Here is a 19350-nt window from a genome sequence, read left to right as displayed (position 1 = left end):
AAAATTCAGGCAGTTTTTAATTGTTAACTTCGCAAATTATTATGCAAGTTTTCCACACAAAAAGCAAGATCGTCATTACCTGCAACAATCGCCTTTCAGCGTATCTGCAGCAGGAAGTTGAAGCCCTAGGTTATCAAATAATCAGGACATTCTCTACCGGCCTAGAACTGGAAGGCACTTTGAATGATTGCATCCCATTAAATCTTAATCTGCGCTGTGCCAGTCAGGTTTTATATTCAATAAAGGCCTTCACAGCCGAAAACCCTGCCCGGCTTTACAAAGAATTGCTTGAAATTGCATGGGAAGAACTCATCGATTTTACCGGATATTTCTCGGTTAGCTCTACTGTGGATAACGAAACAATCACCACTCCACTTTTTGCAAACCTAAAAGTGAAAGATGCAATTGTTGATCGCATCAAAGAAAAAAAAGAAATTAGGCCAAATACCGGACCCGAAGCAAACAAAGCAGTAATTCATCTGTACTGGAAAGAAAATGATGCAGAGGTATTTATTGATACCTCTGGCGAAACGCTTGCCAAACATGGTTACCGAAAAATTCCGGGAAAAGCGCCGATGCTTGAAGCCTTGGCAGCAGGTACGATCATGGCAACAGGTTGGGATAAAAAGAGTTCTTTTGTAGTACCCATGTGCGGATCAGGCACCCTTGCTATTGAAGCAGCACTACTTGCCTGCGATAAAACCCCTGGCTTGTTCCGTATGAATTACAGCTTTATGCATATTATTGGATATGAAGAAGAGGTGTTCTTTACTGAAAGACGCAAGTTAAAGGATCAGGCTAAACGTGAAATTGATTTTAGAATTGTAGCAACTGATATTTCTGAAGATGCGATTGATATTTCTATTAAAAATGCACGTACTGCAGGTGTTGATCACTTAATTGATTTTTCTGTTTGTGATTTCGCAGATACCGAAGTTCCTGAAGGCTCTGGTGTGGTCATGTTCAATCCGGAATATGGCGAACGACTGGGAGTTCATTCAAAATTGGAAGCAACCTATAAACGCATTGGTGATTTTATGAAGCAGAAATGCAAAGGTTACCGCGGTTATATTTTTACAGGAAACCCTGATCTGGCAAAAAAGATCGGACTTCGGGCAGATCGAAGGATCGAATTCTATAATGGTAAACTGGACTGCAGATTATTGGAATACGAGTTATATGAAGGTAGCAAAAGAGAGCCAAAGCCTGCAGAATAAAAAAATTATTAGCCAAACTGTGCAGTTTGTTCAGCAAACGCTGCAGGGTGCAGAAAGTGGACATGACTGGTGGCATATTCAGCGCGTATGGAACAATGCGATCCTGATCTCAAAGACAGAGCAGGCAGACACCTTTATTATCGAACTTGCCGCCCTGCTTCATGATATTGCAGATAGCAAGTTCCATGATGGGGATGAAGAAATTGGCCCACAGCGGGCAGGAGAATTTCTAAAATCAATAGGACTAGAAGAAACAATCATCATTCATATTCAGCAGATTATACGGAATATGTCATTCAAAGCAAGCCTAGGTCAGGTCGATTTCCATTCCAAAGAAATGGAAGTAGTTCAGGATGCAGATCGCCTAGATGCTATTGGAGCCATAGGAATTGCAAGGGCATTTACCTACGGGGGGTTCAAAAACAGAGAATTATACAATCCCGACATTCCTCCAGCACTAACTATGAGTAAAGAGGAATATAAAAAATCGGATGCCCCAACCATTAATCACTTTTACGAAAAACTGCTGCTGTTAAAAGATAAAATGAATACAGATACAGGCCTAAAAATCGCAGAAGAGCGGCATCAGTTTATGCTAACATACCTTAAACAATTTTACAATGAGTGGAATGGAGAACACGAACAGCTTTAACTATTTTGCTTATGCAAGTAACTTGAAAAAAAGTACTCTGGAGCAAAAAACAGGAAGTAAAATTCAAAATTTTGGACAAGGCAGACTGTTGGATTACGGCTTTCGCTTTAATTTTAAAAATGCAGAAGGCACAGCAAGAGCTAATATTATTGTTTCAGAATCTGAAGATGTATTTGGCACTATTTATGAAATTGAGAATAAATATAAAGACGCGCTTCTATCTACAGAGCCCGGCTATCGTATAATCAATGTTACTATTGAAACGGAAACGGGTAATGTTCCGGCTTTAACATTTATATCTGATCAGGATGATGAAAATATTTATCCAGCAAAAGACTATTTAAAAAGTATTACCGAAGGAGCTAAAGAACATAAACTACCTCAGGAGTACCTTGAGTTTGTAGTTTCGATGTCTAAATAATATTCAGTAAACCAAAATAGATGAGCATCATTATACTGCTCAAAAGTGTCATGCGCGACATATTCTTAAAGTTTGCCTTAGATGGGTCACGGTAAACAGCAAAAAACCAATTGCTAAACAGAATAAAAACAGGTGATGCCAAAGCAAGAAAAATCCAAAAATTAGTGCTCATTTCTAATCTGTCCCAATAAAAATAAAGCAGCATGGAAGAGCACAAGAACAGCAGTGCAGAGAAATAAAAAGAACCTCGAATACCTAAGACAATACTCAGGGTTTTATCGCCCCGATTTGAATCTTCTTCATGCTGATAAACCTGCGTTAGCGGATAAGTAGCCCCAATTAGACAAGAGCAAATCAATCCGGCAAGGGTAAAATTGAAATTCCATCCCTCCAAGGTATTTAATCCTGATATTGAAGCATAAGTACTCCAATACACAAAAGCTCCCTGAAAAATAAATACGATCAGAAAACTTAGTAGGGGATATTTCTTAAATCGGAAGGTGGGATGGCTATACATTTTAGAAATAACCCCATAAAATAATACTGCAAAAAATAAGATCCAACCAACATAAAGAGCAAGCAATAGGGCTAAAATATCAAGAAATAACGAAAAATTATACAGGCTTTTATCAACTGGTGGCGGGGTTTCTATAAGCGCAATACTGCCTTCATCTTTGTCAAAATAACTGTTATAGCCATTGCTGGCAGGGTAAACCAATAAATGCCAAATAATAAATGTGAAGACGGTATTCTGCACATTGATCTGCGGTACCTGAGAAAGTGCAAAGAGAAAAACGGGCATCAGAAATACTGAAAACAACAGGCGTAAATGCAAAAAAGCAGATGCAGTTGGAAAGAAATTTCTGAAAATAATCATTTACTAAAATAACATTTAATACGTTAATGGGATGATTTTGATCTATTATGAATTAATTATGGTCTATCTTTTGCTCTTTAAATCCAAAAAGATAAAAATTTAGTATTTTACTGAATGATGAGTAGTTGCATTAGCGCGATTGGTACCGCCAACCCAAAATACCGGATCTCTCAAAATGATATCTATAGGTTCATGGTCAAAGCATTTGGACTGAATGCTACAAATGCAGCTAGATTAAAGCAAATTTATGATCATTCTGGAATCGAACACCGGTATTCGGTGATTCCAGATTTTGGCGAAACGCAAAGTCATAAGAATACCTTTTTTGGCAAAACCGAAAACTTTGAACCATTCCCAGGAACACGCGACCGCTTGCAATTATATCAAGATACCGCTTCAGATTTAGCAGCTAAGGCGGTTAACGATTGTTTTTTAGATCATGGCAATGACCTGACATCAAAGATCACACACCTCATTACCGTAAGCTGTACAGGAATGCATGCTCCAGGCATAGACATTGAACTGGTCGAAAAATTAGGTTTAAATTCAACTATTGAACGAACCTGTATTAATTTCATGGGTTGTTATGGCTCATTAAATGCGCTTAAAGTAGCTGATTATATTTGTCGTGCTGATCAAGCGGCCAAAGTTCTGATTGTTTCTGTTGAACTTTGCACACTACACTTTCAAAAGGCAAACACGCTAGATAACTGGGTTGCAAATTCATTATTTTCGGATGGTGCTGCAGCGGTACTGGTAGAAAACAGCAATGAAATAACGAATAAAAAAAAATGCCTTACACTTGATACATTTTATTCTGAATTTCTGAAAGAAGCTAGAAATGAAATGGGCTGGTATGTTGGTGATGCTGGTTTCGAAATGACACTAACATCAAAAGTATCCAAGTATATTTTAAAACATATTCAATCCATTTCTAATGAATTGCTAAAAAAAGCAAAACTCGAATTCAAAGACATCGGCCAGTTTGCCGTTCATCCGGGAGGTAGAAAAATTCTGGAAGCCGCAGAAAGTGCTTTAGGATTTTCAATGATGGCTAATCGTTTTGGCTACGAAGTTTTAAGAGAATACGGCAATATGTCATCTGTAACAATACTATTTGTTTTAAAAAAATTAATGATGGACCCTGAAGGAATTGAAGGTGAAAATATAATGGGCTTTGCCTTCGGGCCGGGATTAACCGTTGAATCAATGATCTTAAAAAGAACTGGCAATGCCTGATTTCAGAAACCGAAGTTCAAAAGATGAAATGATGGACGATTTTTCTCTTGGCCATGAAATCATTGACCCAATCATGGATGAGCTTGAAGTGGTGAACAAACTACTTGGAGGCTATACTGTTTTTTTTAATGCGTTTAAAAAGATTGGATTAAAAGATGGTATGTGTATTAGCGACTGGGGTTGTGGCGGTGGAGACTCCTTAAGAGTAATTGCAAAATGGGCTCGCAAACGCAATTTGAAAATCAGTCTGGTAGGTGTTGATGCTACAGCATCAGCTATAGAATATGCACGAAAAAAATCAACAGATTTTCCGGAGATCTCTTACATTTTAGCCGATGTAATGAGTGAACAACTACTTGAAAATCAATTTGATATCGTTATTTCAAGTCTATTTACGCACCATTTTACCGATCCCAACTGGATCAGTCTAATTCAAAAAATGGCCGATTGTGCCAGCTCGTATGTAGTGATCAATGACCTCCATAGACATTGGTTTGCCTACCATTCCATAGCCCTAATTACCACTTTATTTTCTAAGTCTGAAATGGTAAAGCACGATTCAAAACTATCGGTACTTCGAAGTTTTAAACGGGCAGAAATAAATCAAATGCTCAAAAATGGCGGATTTAATAATTATTCCATCAAATGGATGTGGGCATTCAGATGGCAGGTATGCCTAGCATGTAGCAAACACATGGAGTCAGGAAATAAAAATCCTGGAATAGAAGGTGAGTGATATCCTGATTGTTGGCGGTGGTCTGGCAGGTTTGACCTCTGCTATTCTTTTACAGAAAAATGGATATCAGGTCAGATTGATAGAAAAAAAGAAGTATCCATTTCACAGGGTTTGCGGTGAGTATATATCAAATGAGGTTTTACCATTTTTAGAGTCGCTAGATATTAAGATTTCTGAACTGGGGCCTTCCCAAATAAACCGTTTAGCGGTGACATCTGTTTCAGGAAAGATTCTTCAAGCCAATCTGAACCTTGGAGGATTTGGTATCAGTCGTTTCAAACTTGATCATTTGCTTTACCAACATGCAGAAAGTCTGGGTGTAGAATTTATCTTTGAAAAGGTCATTGATCTTGTTTTTACTGAAGAGAACTTCAGAATTTCAACCTCCGGAAATAAGGTTTTTGAATCGGCCATAGCCATTGCAGCTTACGGTAAAAGATCTAATCTGGATCAAAAATTAACCCGCAACTTTTTTTACAAAAGAAGCCCATATTTGGGTGTTAAATACCATATTAAAACAGACCTTCCCGGGAATTTAATTCGACTTGATAATTTTGAGGGCGGTTATTGTGGGGTAAGTAAGATTGAAGATGATAAATACTGCCTATGTTATCTTTCTGAAACGGCCAATCTCAAAAAATATGCTAGCATTAATGAGATGGAAGAGCAGGTACTTTTTAGGAACCCAAATTTGCGCAACCTATTTAAAAATTCAGAATTTCTTTTTGAAAAGCCAGAGGTAATTAATGAAATTTCTTTTGAGCAGAAAACGCTTACAGAAAACCATTTGCTTTTTTGCGGTGACGCTGCCGGAATGATCACTCCGCTGTGCGGTAATGGTATGGCAATAGCCATTCATTCAGGCAAAATACTCGCCGAAAGTATCATGCGTTTTGCAAAAAAAGGATCTGATATTAACAGAAAAGCACTAGAACAGGATTATACGCTACGCTGGGAAAAACAATTTGCACTTAGATTGAAAAGTGGCAGACTAATACAGAAATTATTTGGCAGTTCTTTTGTTTCAGACATGGCGGTTTACACCCTAAAGCAGTTCCCGTCTTTAACAGAAAGTTTAGTAAAAAAGACTCATGGCAAAGTTTTTATGTAGATGAAACAGTATAGATTTTCTTAAAATAAATTCAGTAAATATCCAAATATTGGATGCATCAGGCATAATTCTACACTTAATATCTGAGATGCCAATCGTAAGGCATTGAATCAAACTCAAGAATTTCAGCTCCATCCTATTAAAATTATTGCCAAATAAAATCAGTGCAACTAATTGCAATAAAAATATATGTAGTAATTTGCGGAATGAAACTATGGGTACTCGTGTTCATCAATGCATTAACAGTTGCATTATCATTATCGATAATTAACTTCTATTTTCAGGGGATAATTTTAGATTCGGTGATCACATTTTTTGTTTCGCTGCTAACCAGTTACTTCATTTTTTATTATCTGATTGAGCGTTTTGTATACAGCAAGATCAAGCTGATTTATAAACTGATCCATAATCTTAAGCTAGGCAAAGACCTCAAAGATGCGTTGGGTGAATACGTAAGTGCCGATCCAATAAACGATGTGGAACAGGAAGTAAAAGAGTGGGCAAGAGATAAAAAAACTGAGATCGAGCAGTTAAAGGAACAAGAAAAATTCAGAAGAGAATTTTTGTCGAATATTTCACATGAATTAAAAACACCCCTTTTTGCTATACAGGGATATATTGAGGCCCTACAAGATGGAGATATTGAAGATTCTGAACTAGCAAAGCGTTTTCTTGAAAAGGCATCTAATAATGTAGACAGGCTTGCATCTTTCATTAAAGATCTGGATGCAATTTCGAAACTGGAAAGTGGCGAACTACCCGTTCAATTTGAAAAATTTGATCTGGTAGAACTAATCAATGAGGTTAATGATTCACTTGAGTTAAAGTCAAAAAAATATAATATAACCGTTCACTTTCAGGAAAAATATAAAACGCCTACCTGGGTTAATGCTGATCGTGAAAAAATCAGACAGGTTTTGGTCAACCTGTTGGGCAATTCATTCAAATACGGAAACAATCCGGGTAATACTCATATCAAAACATTCCAGTTACATGATCAGATACTAGTTGAAATAACTGATGACGGAATTGGAATTGAAGAGAAATATCTCCCAAGGCTATTTGAACGATTCTATCGTACCGACCAAAGTCGCTCACGAGACATTGGAGGATCAGGACTGGGCCTTGCCATTGTCAAGCATATTGTTGAAGCTCATGAACAAACTATAACTGTCAGAAGTACAGAAAATATTGGCTCAACATTTGGCTTTACGCTTGCCAGGACATAAAAAATCGCTAAAAGGTTAACATTATCTTAACATTTCTATTGTAACTTAGGAAAATATTTAAAATCATAGATATGTCATTAAACAGTATTTTCCAATATTTTATTCCTAAGGATAAAAAATTCTTTCCTCTGTTTGAACAAGATAGCGCTAACTTGATAAAGTTAGGTGAAAAGCTAGTAGAAGCAGTTAATACTGAAGACCTTACAAGGCGTAAAGAACTTTTTAAAGATATATCAGATCTAGAGCATACAGGAGATGAGATTACTCACCAAATACACCTAGAACTCAGTAAAAACTTTATCACTCCCTTTGATAGAGAGGATATACACAGATTAGCGAGTGCTATTGATGACATTGCTGACTATATTCATGGATCAGCAAGCCGTATGGACCTTTATAATGTAACAATAATTACTCCTCCAATAAAAGAACTTTCCAACCTAATCTTACAAGCTTGCCAAGACCTTCATAAAGCAATTCATGAGCTTCGTAACCTTAAAAATATACGTTTAATTGCAGATTCATGCGTACGCATCAACAGCATTGAGAATCAAGCTGATTATGTTTTTGATAAAGCAGTTGGTGATCTTTTTGATAATGAGAAAGATGCAGTTAATCTGATCAAATATAAAGAAGTACTTTCTGCATTGGAAACCGCTACTGATATGTGTGAAGATGCAGCCAATGTACTTGAATCCATTCTTGTAAAGAACGCTTAAGAACCTCAAAACGATAGTACATCTGCCTTATGGGATTTACACTTTTAATTGTAATCATTGTTTTAGCATTAGTATTTGATTACATCAATGGGTTTCATGATGCAGCCAATTCAATTGCAACGGTTGTTTCTACCAAAGTTTTAACCCCTTTCCAGGCAGTTGTTTGGGCAGCTTTTTTTAATTTTCTTGCTTACTGGATATTCAGTTTAAATGTTGCAGATACCGTAGCCAAAACTGCCGATACAATGAATATCAATCTCGTGGTAATTCTTGCGGGAGTATTAGCAGCAATTTGCTGGAACTTATTTACCTGGTGGTTTGGAATTCCATCCAGTTCATCTCATACCCTTATTGGAGGCTTTGCAGGAGCTGCAGTTGCACACGGAGGATTGGATGTCATCAATTTAGGCGTGATTGGTAAGGTTGCAGCTTTTATTGTTTTGGCACCAATAATCGGTATGATTATGGCCTACTTTATTACTGTGATCATTGTGAACATCTGTCGTTATGCAAATCCATCGCGTGCAGAATGGTGGTTTAAAAAATTACAATTAGTATCCTCGGCATTATTTAGTCTTGGACATGGTGGAAATGATGCTCAAAAAGTAATGGGAATCATTGCTGCGGCTATCATTGTATATCTTAAAGACGCCCATCTTGAGATGAGCACCTTAGATCATTGGCTTCAGGTTGGTTATACTGTAGTTGAAGGAAAAGTAAAGATCAATCACATACCCGAATGGATACCCATTGCATGTTATACATCAATTGCAGTAGGAACCATGAGCGGCGGATGGAAGATTGTTAAGACAATGGGTACCAAGATTACTAAAGTAACTCCATTAGAGGGAGTTGCTGCAGAAACCGCCGGCGCAATCACCTTGTTCATGACAGAACATTTTAAAATACCAGTTTCAACTACTCATACCATCACCGGTGCGATCATTGGAGTAGGATTAAGCAAACGTGTATCAGCGGTTAGATGGGGTATCACGATCAGCCTGATGTGGGCCTGGATTTTAACCATTCCAGTTTCTGCAGTATTGGCGGCAAGCTTATATTATATCCTAAGCCTATTTCTTTAAGCGTATCCGTTTTCTGCTAATTTCAATAAAAACGGTTCAGGCCAACTGCTTAATGCTTAGGTTCAGTTAAAACCATGTCTAATAATTCGATTCTGGATAATTCCCTCAGTTTTCCGGCGTTATACAAGCTATCGTAGTTTAATACCGAGGTGATAGAGTCATCCAAAGGCATTTGATAGTTGATATAGTCTTGAAAGATGACTCCTCCTGCACGCTGAGTTCTTAGCACTTCTCTGAACCTGTTTCCTCCAGAACTGTAAGCAAAATGATCCATACTATAATCTTCTGTATCAAACCAATAATAATATACATCCTTATGGTCAGCTCCACCCTTGCCCTGATCAAATGAAATTTTAAGTTTATGATAGGTTTTTCCTTTTATGCTAATTTCACCAACATAGTTCTTTACTACCGAAGGATCATTCAACTTAAGCGGAAGGTATAGAAAATAGATCACCGCATTCAAAGATTGTGAATACTTGGCATAATCAATACTATCCAGACTTAACTCTTTGCCATTCAATATTCTTCTAAATCCATCATTGGTCAATATATCGTGCACATTGCCTGTCGAATCAGAAAAGGTACGTTCATACTTAAATTGACCATCCTTTTGCATTGCCTTGAACTTTGCTTTTCTAAAAATAAATTCTAGACTTGAATTCTTCAATTTATCCATATGATAATAAGCTATACTTTTATCAATTATCTTATCTGGATCCTGTGCGTCTGAACAGGCAGAAAAAAGATAGAATAGAGTGATCAAGGTTAAGTAATTTTTCATTTCAATAATTCGTCTATCGTGTTATAAGCAACTGAATGATAATTTGGTCGCGCTTGCACATAGATTCTTTTTGCCCATTTTTTACCTTCAGGAGTCTTTACCAATTCTTTATACAGTGGCATTAAGAATTTACGGCGACCAACAGTAGTCAAAAAAGCTTCTATGTTTTTATTGGCAGGCTGATATCCTTTTTTAATGGAAAGAACATACCATGCTGATTGAATTTCTGCATTTCCTGAGCTTGTAAATTTAAAGACCTGATCAAGCACTTTCATTTGATCAATAGTGGTGTTCTCTGGCAAATGACTAATCAGGTAGAGCGATTCATTTGACGAGAGTTTTGCAGATTTAAAAACGTCGGCATTAGCTAAAGCTGCCCATTTTACAAGCAAGGTATCCAATGCCTTAAACTTAACAGATCCAACTGCAGGCGAATTTGAAGGGAGGCCAGGCTGATAAACCCATAGGTTGGGGTCTATTTTATCTTTCAGGACTTTATCTCCTTTTAAAAGTTTGGTTTCCAAATCATTAAGGAATACTTCACTGGTAACTGACCTAAACGCATGAGCATTAAAATATTCATTTAAAAAAATATCAAATTTTTTGCGTCCAACAGCATCTTCAATTGTTCTTAGAAATGAATATCCCTTTTCATAGGCAATATCACTCACACCTTCATCGGGGTCACGACCTTCATAATTACCTTTCAATTTTGTATCTGGGTTTGTTTTGCCCATCTCTTTTATAAGTTCTTGTAAACCATTATAACCTAGAAGTTCCTGCATTCCGGCTTCGTCTTTTCCATAAACATCTTCTACAATACGACGTTCAAAATAGGTTGTAAATCCTTCATTTAACCAGAAATCATTCCATGTAGAATTAGTAACTAGGTTACCACTCCAGCTATGTGCAAGTTCATGTGCAATAACGCTTACTAAAGAACGGTCGCCAGCAATCAAAGTCGGGGTTAAAAATGTTAGCATTGGATTTTCCATCCCTCCAAATGGAAAACTCGGAGGAAGCACAATCACATCATAGCGGCCCCATTTATAAGGGCCATAAATCTTCTCTGCCGAATTAACCATTTTTCCCATATCAGCAAATTCATAAGCTGCTTTACTTAGGGTAACAGGCTCTGCATAAACCCCTGTACGGCCATCAATTGATTTAAATTCAAGATCACCAATTGCCAGTGCCATTAAATAAGATGGGATAGGATTAGGCTGCTTAAAGTTATAGATACCTTCAGCATTTTTTGACTGCGGATTTTGGGCACTCATTACAGCCAGCAAATCTTTTGGAACGCTAATTTTTGCAGTATAAGTGAACCGAATACCTGGGCTATCCTGGCAAGGTATCCAAGTACGGGCCAGTATGGCCTGGCTTTGGGTAAACAAAAAAGGATATTTTTTACCTGCTGTTTGCTGTGGATTAAGCCATTGAATAGCTGCTGCATCTTTTGAAGCAGAATAGTAAATACTAACTCTTGTGGTAGATGGATCAATCTTGACGCGCAATGGCTGTCCAAGATATTTTACCTCATCGCCAAGGGTGAATGTTGTTTCTGTCTCATTAACACCTAATGTTACCTTTTGGATCTGCAGCTGTCGGCTATCAAATATTATTTCAGTTGCACCTGAAGTATTTTCTATGGTCCATGAGGCTTTTCCGGAAATTAATTGTGTTGAAAAATCGACATTGAGCTCCAAATCAAGATGCTTTACAATTGCTTTTTCAGGTTCTGCAAATGAATGAACATCTTTAACGATAGCCGGTGCAGCATTTTTATCTGAAGCTTTTTGTTGACACGAAAGGGCAAATAATACTGGAATTAATAGAATTAACTTCCTCATTTTTAAGATTTAAAATCAAATTTACACAATTTTTGGTGCCGATAATCTCTTGAAGGTTGAATTAAAAACTAGACAAAATTCAATATTCAGAACCAGACCAATTTAAAGATAGTATTTGAATAAGCTTATTTGGCATCAAATAGAAAAAAAGGATTTTTGCAGAAAAGGGGTGAGGAAAAACTACATGATTGGTAAGCAGAAATGAAATTAATTTTTACCAATCATTTTAAATTTGATTTAAATTAAAAAGGCCTTTCAACTCATGCTGAAAGACCTTCTAAAAGTATATAAAATTTTTAAACGAGTAGTCTTACAGGCTCCTCAAGTAACGCTTTTAAGGTTTGCAGAAATGCCGATCCAGTAGCACCATCAACAACACGATGATCACAGCTTAAAGTAACCTTCATTACATTGCCAGGTACTACAGCACCATTCTTTACAACCGGAACCTGCTGTATGCCACCTACTGCCAAAATACAAGCATCCGGCGGATTAATAATAGCAGTAAATTCATCAATGCCAAACATTCCTAAATTTGAGATAGTGAATGTAGAACCTTCCCAATCTGAAGGTTGCAGTTTTTTTGTTTTTGCACGTAGTGCAAAATCTTTTACTTCTGCAGAAATATGAGAAAGTGATTTTCCATCAGCGAAACGAACCACCGGAACTAGCAGACCATCTTCAACTGCAACTGCAACACCTATATTAACATGCTCGTTATAACGAATCTTATCTCCCAACCAGGAAGAATTAACATTTGGATGTTGTTTTAGCGCAATTGCAACTGCCTTGAGTACGATATCATTAAATGAGATCTTCGCTGAAGCAAATTCATTAATCTTTGCACGAGCCTGCATTGCACTATCCATATCAATTGACATGGTCAGATAAAAATGAGGAGCAGTAAACAAACTTTCAGAAAGACGCTTGGCAATAACCTTACGCATTTGAGAAACTGGCTTCTCGGTATATTTTTCTACACCGGTAAATTGTGGAACCGGTAATGCAGCAACTTCGACAGCTTTTGCTTCGGCAGGAGTACCTACTACAGATTTTGCAGCCAAAGGAGTAAATCCTTCAATATCTTTTTTAACGATCCTTCCACCTTCAGCACTTCCTTTTACCTGAGCCAGATCTATACCTTTATCTTTAGCAATTTTACGGGCCAGCGGAGAGGCCTTTAAACGCGAAGATGAATCAGAATCAGCATGAACTACCTGCACTGATTCAACTACTGCAGCAGCCGCAGGTTTTTCAACTGCTGCCACGGCAGCAACAGCTTTTGGCTTTGAGCTCGCCTTAAGAAAGGCAGAAACATCGGTACCTTCTTTACCTACTATGGCAATGATATCATTAACTTTTGCAGCCTGTCCTTTTTCAACACCAACATACAACAATGTACCATCGGCATAGCCAATTACTTCCATTGTAGCCTTATCTGTTTCTACGTCAGCAAGGGCATCATCACTTTTTACTTTATCGCCTACTTTTTTGTGCCATGCTGCAATAACCCCTTCAGTCATCGTATCACTTAAAAGCGGCATACGAATAATTGTAGCACCCATTGCTTCTGCATCAGCATCGCTATTGCCTGAAACTTCTTCTGTTGCTACAACAACTTCAGCAGGTTTACTTTCAGCTGATTTCGCTACTGGAGCACTTGCTACTGGAGTACTTGCTCCGCTTAATAGTGCTTGAAAATCTTCACCTGTTTGGCCCAGAATCGCAATAACAGAATCAACCGGGGCTGCTTCGCCCTCTTGAGCACCTATATATAATAACGTTCCTTCTTGGAAAGACTCAAAGTCCATTGTGGCTTTGTCTGTTTCGATTTCAGCAACCAGATCGCCTGAACTAATTTTATCACCAACTTTTTTATGCCACTTTGCGATAACACCCTCTGTCATCGTATCGCTCATCTTAGGCATTTTAACTACTTCAGCCATTATTATTTACAGATTAGTATTGTATAAAAGTTTTGATTAGTCGCGGATATATGGATAGTCAGCTTGAACATACACATCCTTATATAATTCAGATGGATCTGGCCATGGCGACTCTTCAGAGAATTTAACCGATTCATCAACAATTGCTTTAATTTTATCATTGATCTGTTCAAACCAGGCTTCATCTGCATATTTTTTATCTTCTATTGCAGCTTTAACAACCTCAATAGGATCTTTTGCCTTATAAACTTCAACTTCTTCTTTTGTACGGTATTTAGCTGGATCAGACATTGAATGCCCTTTATAACGGTAAGTTCTAGCTTCTAAAAATGTAGGGCCATCTCCTCTTCTTGCTCTTTGAACTGCTTCGTCCATTGCATTGTGAACAGCAACCGGATCCATACCATCAACCGGAGCACATGGCATATCAAAACCAAGTCCAATTTTATAGATATCCACCATATTGGTAGTACGAGCTACAGATGTTCCCATTGCATACCCATTGTTTTCGCAAACAAAAATTACAGGTAACTTCCACAGCATCGCCATATTAAAGGTTTCATTCAGTGCTCCCTGACGAACAGCGCCATCGCCCATATAACAAACACATACATTGTCGGTTCCGTTGTATTGCTCTGCAAAGGCAATACCAGCACCCAAAGGAATCTGTCCACCTACTATACCATGTCCACCAAAAAATTTCTTTTCTTTACTAAACATGTGCATCGAACCGCCTTTACCTTTTGAACATCCGGTAGCTTTTCCATACAATTCTGCCATAACTTCATTAGCACCCATACCTTTAGCCAAAGCATGCGCATGATCGCGATAAGCAGTGATCATAGAATCTTCAGGTCTTAAAACTGACATTGCGCCAGCCATCACAGCTTCTTGTCCGATATACAGGTGACAAAATCCTCTGATCTTTTGCTGACCATAAAGTTGTCCTGCTTTCTCTTCAAATTTGCGCATCAAAAGCATTGATTCGTACCACTGAAGATAGGTTTCTTTCGTAATTTCTATTGAACTCATTCGTAATCGTATGTATAAATCTCGTTTAGTCCTTTAAAGGATGACAAATCTAACCATATCTTCCCAAAAAAAGAATAGCCAAGTGTTTTGTTTGCACTTTTTATCCTTGTTTTCTAGTCATTTTACTTCTTAGTATATGTTGTTAAAATGTCAGTAAAGCAATTCAACTTGTTTAAAAAGAGAAAATGTCTTACCTTTGTACTATTCTGAAAATATAAAGAGTATGAATACGTTGATAGTTTTGACTTTAAAAACTATGAACAAAACCAATTAAAAATGGGGAAAAAAGTAATTGTAGCGTTGCTACTTATGATTTCTTTCTTGTCTGTCCAGGCACAAACCGTTACCAAAGATCCAAAATCTACGGATAAAATTGAGGATCCGGATAACCTGGCTACTGAGTATTTCTCTCAAATTATGGGTGTCGCACTTTCTGCTACATCAAACTTAAAGCTGTATCAATTCGTTTACGATTGGATAGGAACTCCTTATCGCTTAGGAGGCGGAACAAAAAAAGGAATTGATTGTTCAGGCTTTGCATTTGAATTATACAATAAAGTATTTAGCACGCTGATTGGAAATAACTCTAGAAATATATTCAGTATGGTTAATCCGATCAGTAAAAATGAGCTGAAAGAGGGCGATTTGGTTTTCTTCAAAATAGGAAGCCGTTCTATTACGCACATGGGTGTTTACATGGGCAATAACAAATTTGCACATGCTTCTAGTAGTAAAGGAGTAATGATCAGTGATCTGGATGAAGATTATTGGAGAAGATATTACTATAAAGGTGGTAGGCTTCTGGCTTCATTTAGAGACTAGTACCACAGATATCTTGTATAATTAAAGTACTGTACTCCATTTAGTATTGATTTAAAAACTATTTTCCTGATACTTTTAATAAGTGCTCGAATTACAAGCCATCAAAGTACACTACTCTTTTTTACTTCCTGTTTTCTCAATGAGCAGTATTCCTAAAAGAGAAAATTCTTTGCTATCTTCAAAAAATTTCATTCTATAAATCAAAAGCCATGTATACAACCTATATTATATTATTCATTGGAGTAGTCATCTTGTTCAGCTCCTTTGTAACTGTAAAACAAGGCACTATAGGAGTCATAACTGTTTTTGGGAAATACCGCAGACTTCTAAAACCAGGATTGAGTTTAAAAATTCCTTTGATTGAAGTTATTCACTCACGAGTGTCTATTCAGAACCGCGCAGTGGAGCTAGAATTCCAAGCAGTAACCATTGACCAAGCAAATGTTTATTTCAAAGCTATGGTGCTTTATTCAGTGAATAATCCGGATGAAGAAACTATAAAAAATGTGGCCTTTAAATTTATTAATGATCAAAACCTGATGCAGGCCCTTATTCGTACCATTGAGGGAACTATCCGTGCATTTGTGGCCAGCAAAAAACAAGCAGAAGTATTAAGTCTGAGAAAGGATATTGTTGATCACGTAAAAGATCAATTAGATACCGTACTTGAAACTTGGGGTTACCACTTACAGGATCTTCAGGTAAATGACATTACTTTTGATGAGGTAATACTTACTTCAATGAGCCGTGTTGTAGCATCCAATAACCTAAAGGCAGCAGCAGAAAACGAAGGACAGGCACTTCTAATCACTAAAACAAAGGCTGCAGAAGCTGATGGAAATGCAATAAAGATTGCTGCTAATGCAGAACGTGAGGCAGCCCAGTTACGTGGACAGGGTATTGCACTGTTCCGTGAAGAAGTAGCCAAGGGTATGACTCATGCCGCAAAAGAAATGCAGACTGCAGATCTTGACACCTCTGTCATATTATTTACGATGTGGACAGAAGCTATAAAGCATTTTGCTGAAAATGGCAAAGGTAATGTGATTTTCCTTGATGGTTCTTCAGATGGCATGAAACGTACTATGGAGCAAATGATGAGTATTAATATTATGGATACTCAGGAAAAGAAAAAGTCTTAAGACTTTTGATACTTTAGGGTCATTTTTGGAACTCGTTCTTGTAGAGTTTCAGTAATTAACTTCTGACCCAGGCTTATGTGATCAGACTATCTGTATTAAAAACAATGCTGCATAAAAAACCCCGGTTGAACCGGGGCTTTCCTTATTTTATCTGGATAAAATCTGCTATGATCTGCAGACCTTCATCACGAATAAAGTCGATATCTTCTTTTGGTTTTATTTCACCTTTTTTTAGAGGGGCCAAACCTTTAGCTATGCGTTTCTGATTTTCACGGAGCAGAGATTTTGCTTCCTGCTCATCGCGTTCCTTTTTTAGCTTGGCCTCATTAAGGGTAATAGATGTTTCAGCTTCACGCTTGGCAAACTCAGCAATATCTTCTTGAAGATCTTTAAAACCAACTGAAGTTTTCATGCGCTCCTGATGTAAAGCAATAAGTTTACGTTTAACTTCATCAAGACTGGCTAAGCGGCTGAACTGGCTTGGCGCAATGGTATCCCATGGTAATGCGCTAGGCTCAGAACTCTCGCCGTATTTATCCTTTGGAAAAACAGTTGGAAATTCTATATCAGGCACTACACCTTTATGCTGGGTACTGCTACCATTTACACGATAGAATTTTGCCATGGTGAGGTTAATTTGACCAAATTCAGGAGCATTGGTTCGGGTTACATTTGCTCCTTTACTATCAGCCTGAGAACCTTTAGTACTTACAGTTTGTGCACCTTTAAGCATTAATTTATCCGTAGTGCTGATAACCCTTGACATATCTATTCCCTGCTGAACAGTGCCTTTTCCGTACGATTGATTACCGATAATTACACCTCTGCCATAATCCTGAATAGCACCGGCAAAAATTTCGGATGCTGAAGCACTGAATCTATCAATTAATACACCCAGTGGGCCAGTCCATGCAATGGATTCATCCTCGTCTTCGCTAACCTCAATCTCGTTTCTTCTATCACGCACCTGTACAACCGAACCAGATTTAATAAACAAGCCTGTAAGGCTAATCGCTTCTGGTAAAGAACCACCACCATTACTTCTTAAATCTAGAACAACCGCATCAACCTTTTCGCGTTTTAAGGTATCGAGTAAAAGTCTGACATCACGAGTGGTACTCTTATAGTTAGGGTCACCGGCCTGCATCGCTTTAAAATCAGCATAGAATGCAGGTAACTGAATAATTCCGATTTTATATGATTTACCTCCCGATGTAATCGTTTTGATAGTTCTTTTTGCTGACTGATCTTCAAGAACAACTTTATCTCTTACCAGTTCCACAATTTTAGGAGTAGATGATAATTCCTGACCGGCTGGTATAACCTTTAAACGAACTATTGTCCCTTTTGGACCTTTAATTTTCGTAACCGTTACATCCAGTCTCCAACCAATCACATCAACAAATTCACCTGCTTTACCCTGTGCCACTGCAATGATTCGGTCGTTTGCCTGTATGGCTTTTGATTTAAACGCTGGCCCACCAGGGATGATCTCAGCAATCTTCACCACTTCATTATCTAACTGTAATCTGGCGCCAATACCTTCAAATGTACGGGCAAGATCTTCATTAAATTCCTGGGCCTTATTGGGAACAAAATAGCTGGTATGTGGATCTACGGTACCTGTAAATGAATTCATGAAGATCTGAAAAACATCCTGCTGATTAAACTTGGTAGATTGTGAGATTAGGTTTTCATAACGCTTTTTCAGTGTTTCCTTGATCTTTGCTTCTTCTGTGCCAGTAATCTTAAGATTAAGCATTTCATATTTGATACGCTTTGACCAAAGGCTATTTGACTCAGATTCTGACTTCAGCCATGGCAATTTTTCACGATCATAGGTATAAGTATCATTGCTAGTGAAACTGAATTTCTTTTCAATCTCTTTCAACGCAAAGTTTACCCGGTCATTATAACGCTTTTGATATACATTGAATATATAGAAAGGCACACTTAGGTCTCCGGTACGTACATCGTCGTCCATTGTTAGGCGGAATTTCTCAAAATCAGCAATATCACTCTGTAAAAAGTAACTTCTGCCACCATCTAGAGCTTTTAAATATTCATCGAAAACAACGGATGAAAAATCGTCATCAACGGCAACTTTCTGATAGTGAAAATTCTCTATCAGCTCAACTAGCGATTTAGCAACTACTGATTGCTGCAAATCAGGCTTCAGGTCATTTACTGATACCACAATATTTACCCGTGGATCGGCCTGGCAGGATAAAGCTGCAACAATAAAAATGGCCAGACATATTCTCTTTAACATTTCTTTAACTGATTTTAACTTCATTTTAGATTAAATAGTAGCCAATTTGTTACCAAATTTAAAACATAAGGATGGCAAATATCAAATTGACATTCAAACCATTTAACATGTTTGTGAAAATTTAAGATAACGAGTTCAATATATCGAAAAAACAAAATACAAGCATAAATTTATGTAGGATATTTTAATTCGCTTTTCTTAACAAAGCGTCTT

Annotated in this window: 17 protein-coding genes; 11 read left to right on the top strand and 6 right to left on the bottom strand. The window is 37.5% G+C overall.

Annotated elements, in window-relative coordinates:
- Positions 1 to 41: 41 nt before the first annotated feature.
- The 3 genes from ACIQZ6_RS04980 to ACIQZ6_RS04970 are packed head-to-tail and all read left to right on the top strand — an operon-like array spanning position 42 to position 2290.
- A complete protein-coding gene (locus ACIQZ6_RS04980; protein WP_395808804.1) occupies positions 42 to 1217 on the top strand; it encodes a class I SAM-dependent RNA methyltransferase in 1176 nt (391 codons plus the stop codon).
- Positions 1180 to 1869, top strand: a complete 690-nt coding sequence (locus tag ACIQZ6_RS04975) for an HD domain-containing protein (RefSeq protein WP_395808802.1) — start codon at positions 1180 to 1182, stop codon at positions 1867 to 1869. The genes ACIQZ6_RS04980 and ACIQZ6_RS04975 overlap by 38 nt, the downstream gene beginning before the upstream one ends.
- Positions 1838 to 2290, top strand: a complete 453-nt coding sequence (locus ACIQZ6_RS04970) for a gamma-glutamylcyclotransferase (RefSeq protein WP_395808800.1) — start codon at positions 1838 to 1840, stop codon at positions 2288 to 2290. Before ACIQZ6_RS04975 ends, ACIQZ6_RS04970 begins: the two co-directional genes overlap by 32 nt.
- Here ACIQZ6_RS04970 and ACIQZ6_RS04965 read toward each other — a convergent pair.
- The gene (locus ACIQZ6_RS04965) at positions 2283 to 3167 is read right to left on the bottom strand and encodes a UbiA family prenyltransferase (protein ID WP_395808798.1); all 885 of its coding nucleotides are present in this window, start codon (positions 3165 to 3167) and stop codon (positions 2283 to 2285) included. The genes ACIQZ6_RS04970 and ACIQZ6_RS04965 overlap by 8 nt on opposite strands.
- 114 nt (positions 3168 to 3281) lie before the next feature.
- On the opposite strand from ACIQZ6_RS04965, the gene ACIQZ6_RS04960 reads away from it, so the two are divergent.
- The 6 genes from ACIQZ6_RS04960 to ACIQZ6_RS04935 all read left to right on the top strand — a co-directional run bounded on the left by ACIQZ6_RS04960 (position 3282) and on the right by ACIQZ6_RS04935 (position 9286).
- Complete coding sequence (locus tag ACIQZ6_RS04960; protein ID WP_395808796.1) at positions 3282 to 4406, top strand: type III polyketide synthase; 1125 nt, start codon at positions 3282 to 3284, stop codon at positions 4404 to 4406.
- The gene (locus ACIQZ6_RS04955; protein ID WP_395808794.1) at positions 4399 to 5142 is read left to right on the top strand and encodes a methyltransferase domain-containing protein; all 744 of its coding nucleotides are present in this window, start codon (positions 4399 to 4401) and stop codon (positions 5140 to 5142) included. Before ACIQZ6_RS04960 ends, ACIQZ6_RS04955 begins: the two co-directional genes overlap by 8 nt.
- Positions 5135 to 6253, top strand: coding sequence for an NAD(P)/FAD-dependent oxidoreductase (locus tag ACIQZ6_RS04950; protein WP_395808792.1), 1119 nt, complete (start codon positions 5135 to 5137; stop codon positions 6251 to 6253). Before ACIQZ6_RS04955 ends, ACIQZ6_RS04950 begins: the two co-directional genes overlap by 8 nt.
- 206 nt (positions 6254 to 6459) lie before the next feature.
- Positions 6460 to 7482: a sensor histidine kinase gene (locus ACIQZ6_RS04945; RefSeq protein WP_395808832.1), complete on the top strand. Its 1023-nt coding sequence runs from the start codon at positions 6460 to 6462 to the stop codon at positions 7480 to 7482.
- Between the two features lie 71 nt (positions 7483 to 7553).
- Positions 7554 to 8201, top strand: a complete 648-nt coding sequence (locus ACIQZ6_RS04940) for a DUF47 domain-containing protein (protein ID WP_395808790.1) — start codon at positions 7554 to 7556, stop codon at positions 8199 to 8201.
- A 29-nt stretch (positions 8202 to 8230) separates the two neighbouring features.
- Positions 8231 to 9286, top strand: coding sequence for an anion permease (locus tag ACIQZ6_RS04935; RefSeq protein WP_395808788.1), 1056 nt, complete (start codon positions 8231 to 8233; stop codon positions 9284 to 9286).
- A 49-nt stretch (positions 9287 to 9335) separates the two neighbouring features.
- On the opposite strand, the gene ACIQZ6_RS04930 is transcribed toward ACIQZ6_RS04935, so the two are convergent.
- The 4 genes from ACIQZ6_RS04930 to pdhA all read right to left on the bottom strand — a co-directional run bounded on the left by ACIQZ6_RS04930 (position 9336) and on the right by pdhA (position 14901).
- Complete coding sequence (locus ACIQZ6_RS04930) at positions 9336 to 10070, bottom strand: DUF6503 family protein (RefSeq protein ID WP_395808786.1); 735 nt, start codon at positions 10068 to 10070, stop codon at positions 9336 to 9338.
- Entirely contained in the window at positions 10067 to 11923 is a 1857-nt protein-coding gene (locus tag ACIQZ6_RS04925; protein WP_395808784.1) for a M1 family metallopeptidase, read from the bottom strand. Before ACIQZ6_RS04925 ends, ACIQZ6_RS04930 begins: the two co-directional genes overlap by 4 nt.
- A gap of 296 nt (positions 11924 to 12219) precedes the next feature.
- Positions 12220 to 13869, bottom strand: a complete 1650-nt coding sequence (locus ACIQZ6_RS04920; RefSeq protein ID WP_395808783.1) for a 2-oxo acid dehydrogenase subunit E2 — start codon at positions 13867 to 13869, stop codon at positions 12220 to 12222.
- A 36-nt stretch (positions 13870 to 13905) separates the two neighbouring features.
- Positions 13906 to 14901: a pyruvate dehydrogenase (acetyl-transferring) E1 component subunit alpha gene (pdhA, locus tag ACIQZ6_RS04915; RefSeq protein ID WP_395808781.1), complete on the bottom strand. Its 996-nt coding sequence runs from the start codon at positions 14899 to 14901 to the stop codon at positions 13906 to 13908.
- Between the two features lie 276 nt (positions 14902 to 15177).
- On the opposite strand from pdhA, the gene ACIQZ6_RS04910 reads away from it, so the two are divergent.
- Together ACIQZ6_RS04910 and ACIQZ6_RS04905 are read left to right on the top strand one after the other, a co-directional pair.
- A complete protein-coding gene (locus tag ACIQZ6_RS04910; RefSeq protein ID WP_395808779.1) occupies positions 15178 to 15723 on the top strand; it encodes a C40 family peptidase in 546 nt (181 codons plus the stop codon).
- 209 nt (positions 15724 to 15932) lie between these two features.
- Positions 15933 to 16865, top strand: a complete 933-nt coding sequence (locus ACIQZ6_RS04905; protein ID WP_395808777.1) for an SPFH domain-containing protein — start codon at positions 15933 to 15935, stop codon at positions 16863 to 16865.
- Between the two features lie 142 nt (positions 16866 to 17007).
- On the opposite strand, the gene ACIQZ6_RS04900 is transcribed toward ACIQZ6_RS04905, so the two are convergent.
- Positions 17008 to 19161 (bottom strand): carboxy terminal-processing peptidase, encoded by a 2154-nt coding sequence (locus tag ACIQZ6_RS04900; protein WP_395808775.1) that lies wholly within the window; start codon positions 19159 to 19161, stop codon positions 17008 to 17010.
- Positions 19162 to 19350 lie beyond the last annotated feature (189 nt).

The organism is Daejeonella sp., assembly GCF_044348475.1.
Classification (GTDB): Bacteria; Bacteroidota; Bacteroidia; order Sphingobacteriales; family Sphingobacteriaceae; genus Daejeonella.
The sequence above is the reverse complement of the archived record's forward strand: the minus strand, read 5'-3'. Positions and strand labels throughout refer to the sequence as shown.

Bases quoted from the DNA above. Each gene is read 5' to 3' on its own strand.
- ACIQZ6_RS04965 (WP_395808798.1), bottom strand. From the start codon at position 3,167: ATGATTATTTTCAGAAATTTCTTTCCAACTGCATCTGCTTTTTTGCAT.
- ACIQZ6_RS04940 (WP_395808790.1), top strand. From the start codon at position 7,554: ATGTCATTAAACAGTATTTTCCAATATTTTATTCCTAAGGATAAAAAA.
- ACIQZ6_RS04975 (WP_395808802.1), top strand. From the start codon at position 1,180: ATGAAGGTAGCAAAAGAGAGCCAAAGCCTGCAGAATAAAAAAATTATT.
- ACIQZ6_RS04900 (WP_395808775.1), bottom strand. From the start codon at position 19,161: ATGAAGTTAAAATCAGTTAAAGAAATGTTAAAGAGAATATGTCTGGCC.
- ACIQZ6_RS04970 (WP_395808800.1), top strand. From the start codon at position 1,838: ATGAGTGGAATGGAGAACACGAACAGCTTTAACTATTTTGCTTATGCA.
- ACIQZ6_RS04910 (WP_395808779.1), top strand. From the start codon at position 15,178: ATGGGGAAAAAAGTAATTGTAGCGTTGCTACTTATGATTTCTTTCTTG.
- ACIQZ6_RS04980 (WP_395808804.1), top strand. From the start codon at position 42: ATGCAAGTTTTCCACACAAAAAGCAAGATCGTCATTACCTGCAACAAT.
- ACIQZ6_RS04945 (WP_395808832.1), top strand. From the start codon at position 6,460: ATGAAACTATGGGTACTCGTGTTCATCAATGCATTAACAGTTGCATTA.
- ACIQZ6_RS04930 (WP_395808786.1), bottom strand. From the start codon at position 10,070: ATGAAAAATTACTTAACCTTGATCACTCTATTCTATCTTTTTTCTGCC.
- ACIQZ6_RS04925 (WP_395808784.1), bottom strand. From the start codon at position 11,923: ATGAGGAAGTTAATTCTATTAATTCCAGTATTATTTGCCCTTTCGTGT.
- ACIQZ6_RS04935 (WP_395808788.1), top strand. From the start codon at position 8,231: ATGGGATTTACACTTTTAATTGTAATCATTGTTTTAGCATTAGTATTT.
- ACIQZ6_RS04960 (WP_395808796.1), top strand. From the start codon at position 3,282: ATGATGAGTAGTTGCATTAGCGCGATTGGTACCGCCAACCCAAAATAC.
- ACIQZ6_RS04920 (WP_395808783.1), bottom strand. From the start codon at position 13,869: ATGGCTGAAGTAGTTAAAATGCCTAAGATGAGCGATACGATGACAGAG.
- ACIQZ6_RS04905 (WP_395808777.1), top strand. From the start codon at position 15,933: ATGTATACAACCTATATTATATTATTCATTGGAGTAGTCATCTTGTTC.
- pdhA (WP_395808781.1), bottom strand. From the start codon at position 14,901: ATGAGTTCAATAGAAATTACGAAAGAAACCTATCTTCAGTGGTACGAA.
- ACIQZ6_RS04955 (WP_395808794.1), top strand. From the start codon at position 4,399: ATGCCTGATTTCAGAAACCGAAGTTCAAAAGATGAAATGATGGACGAT.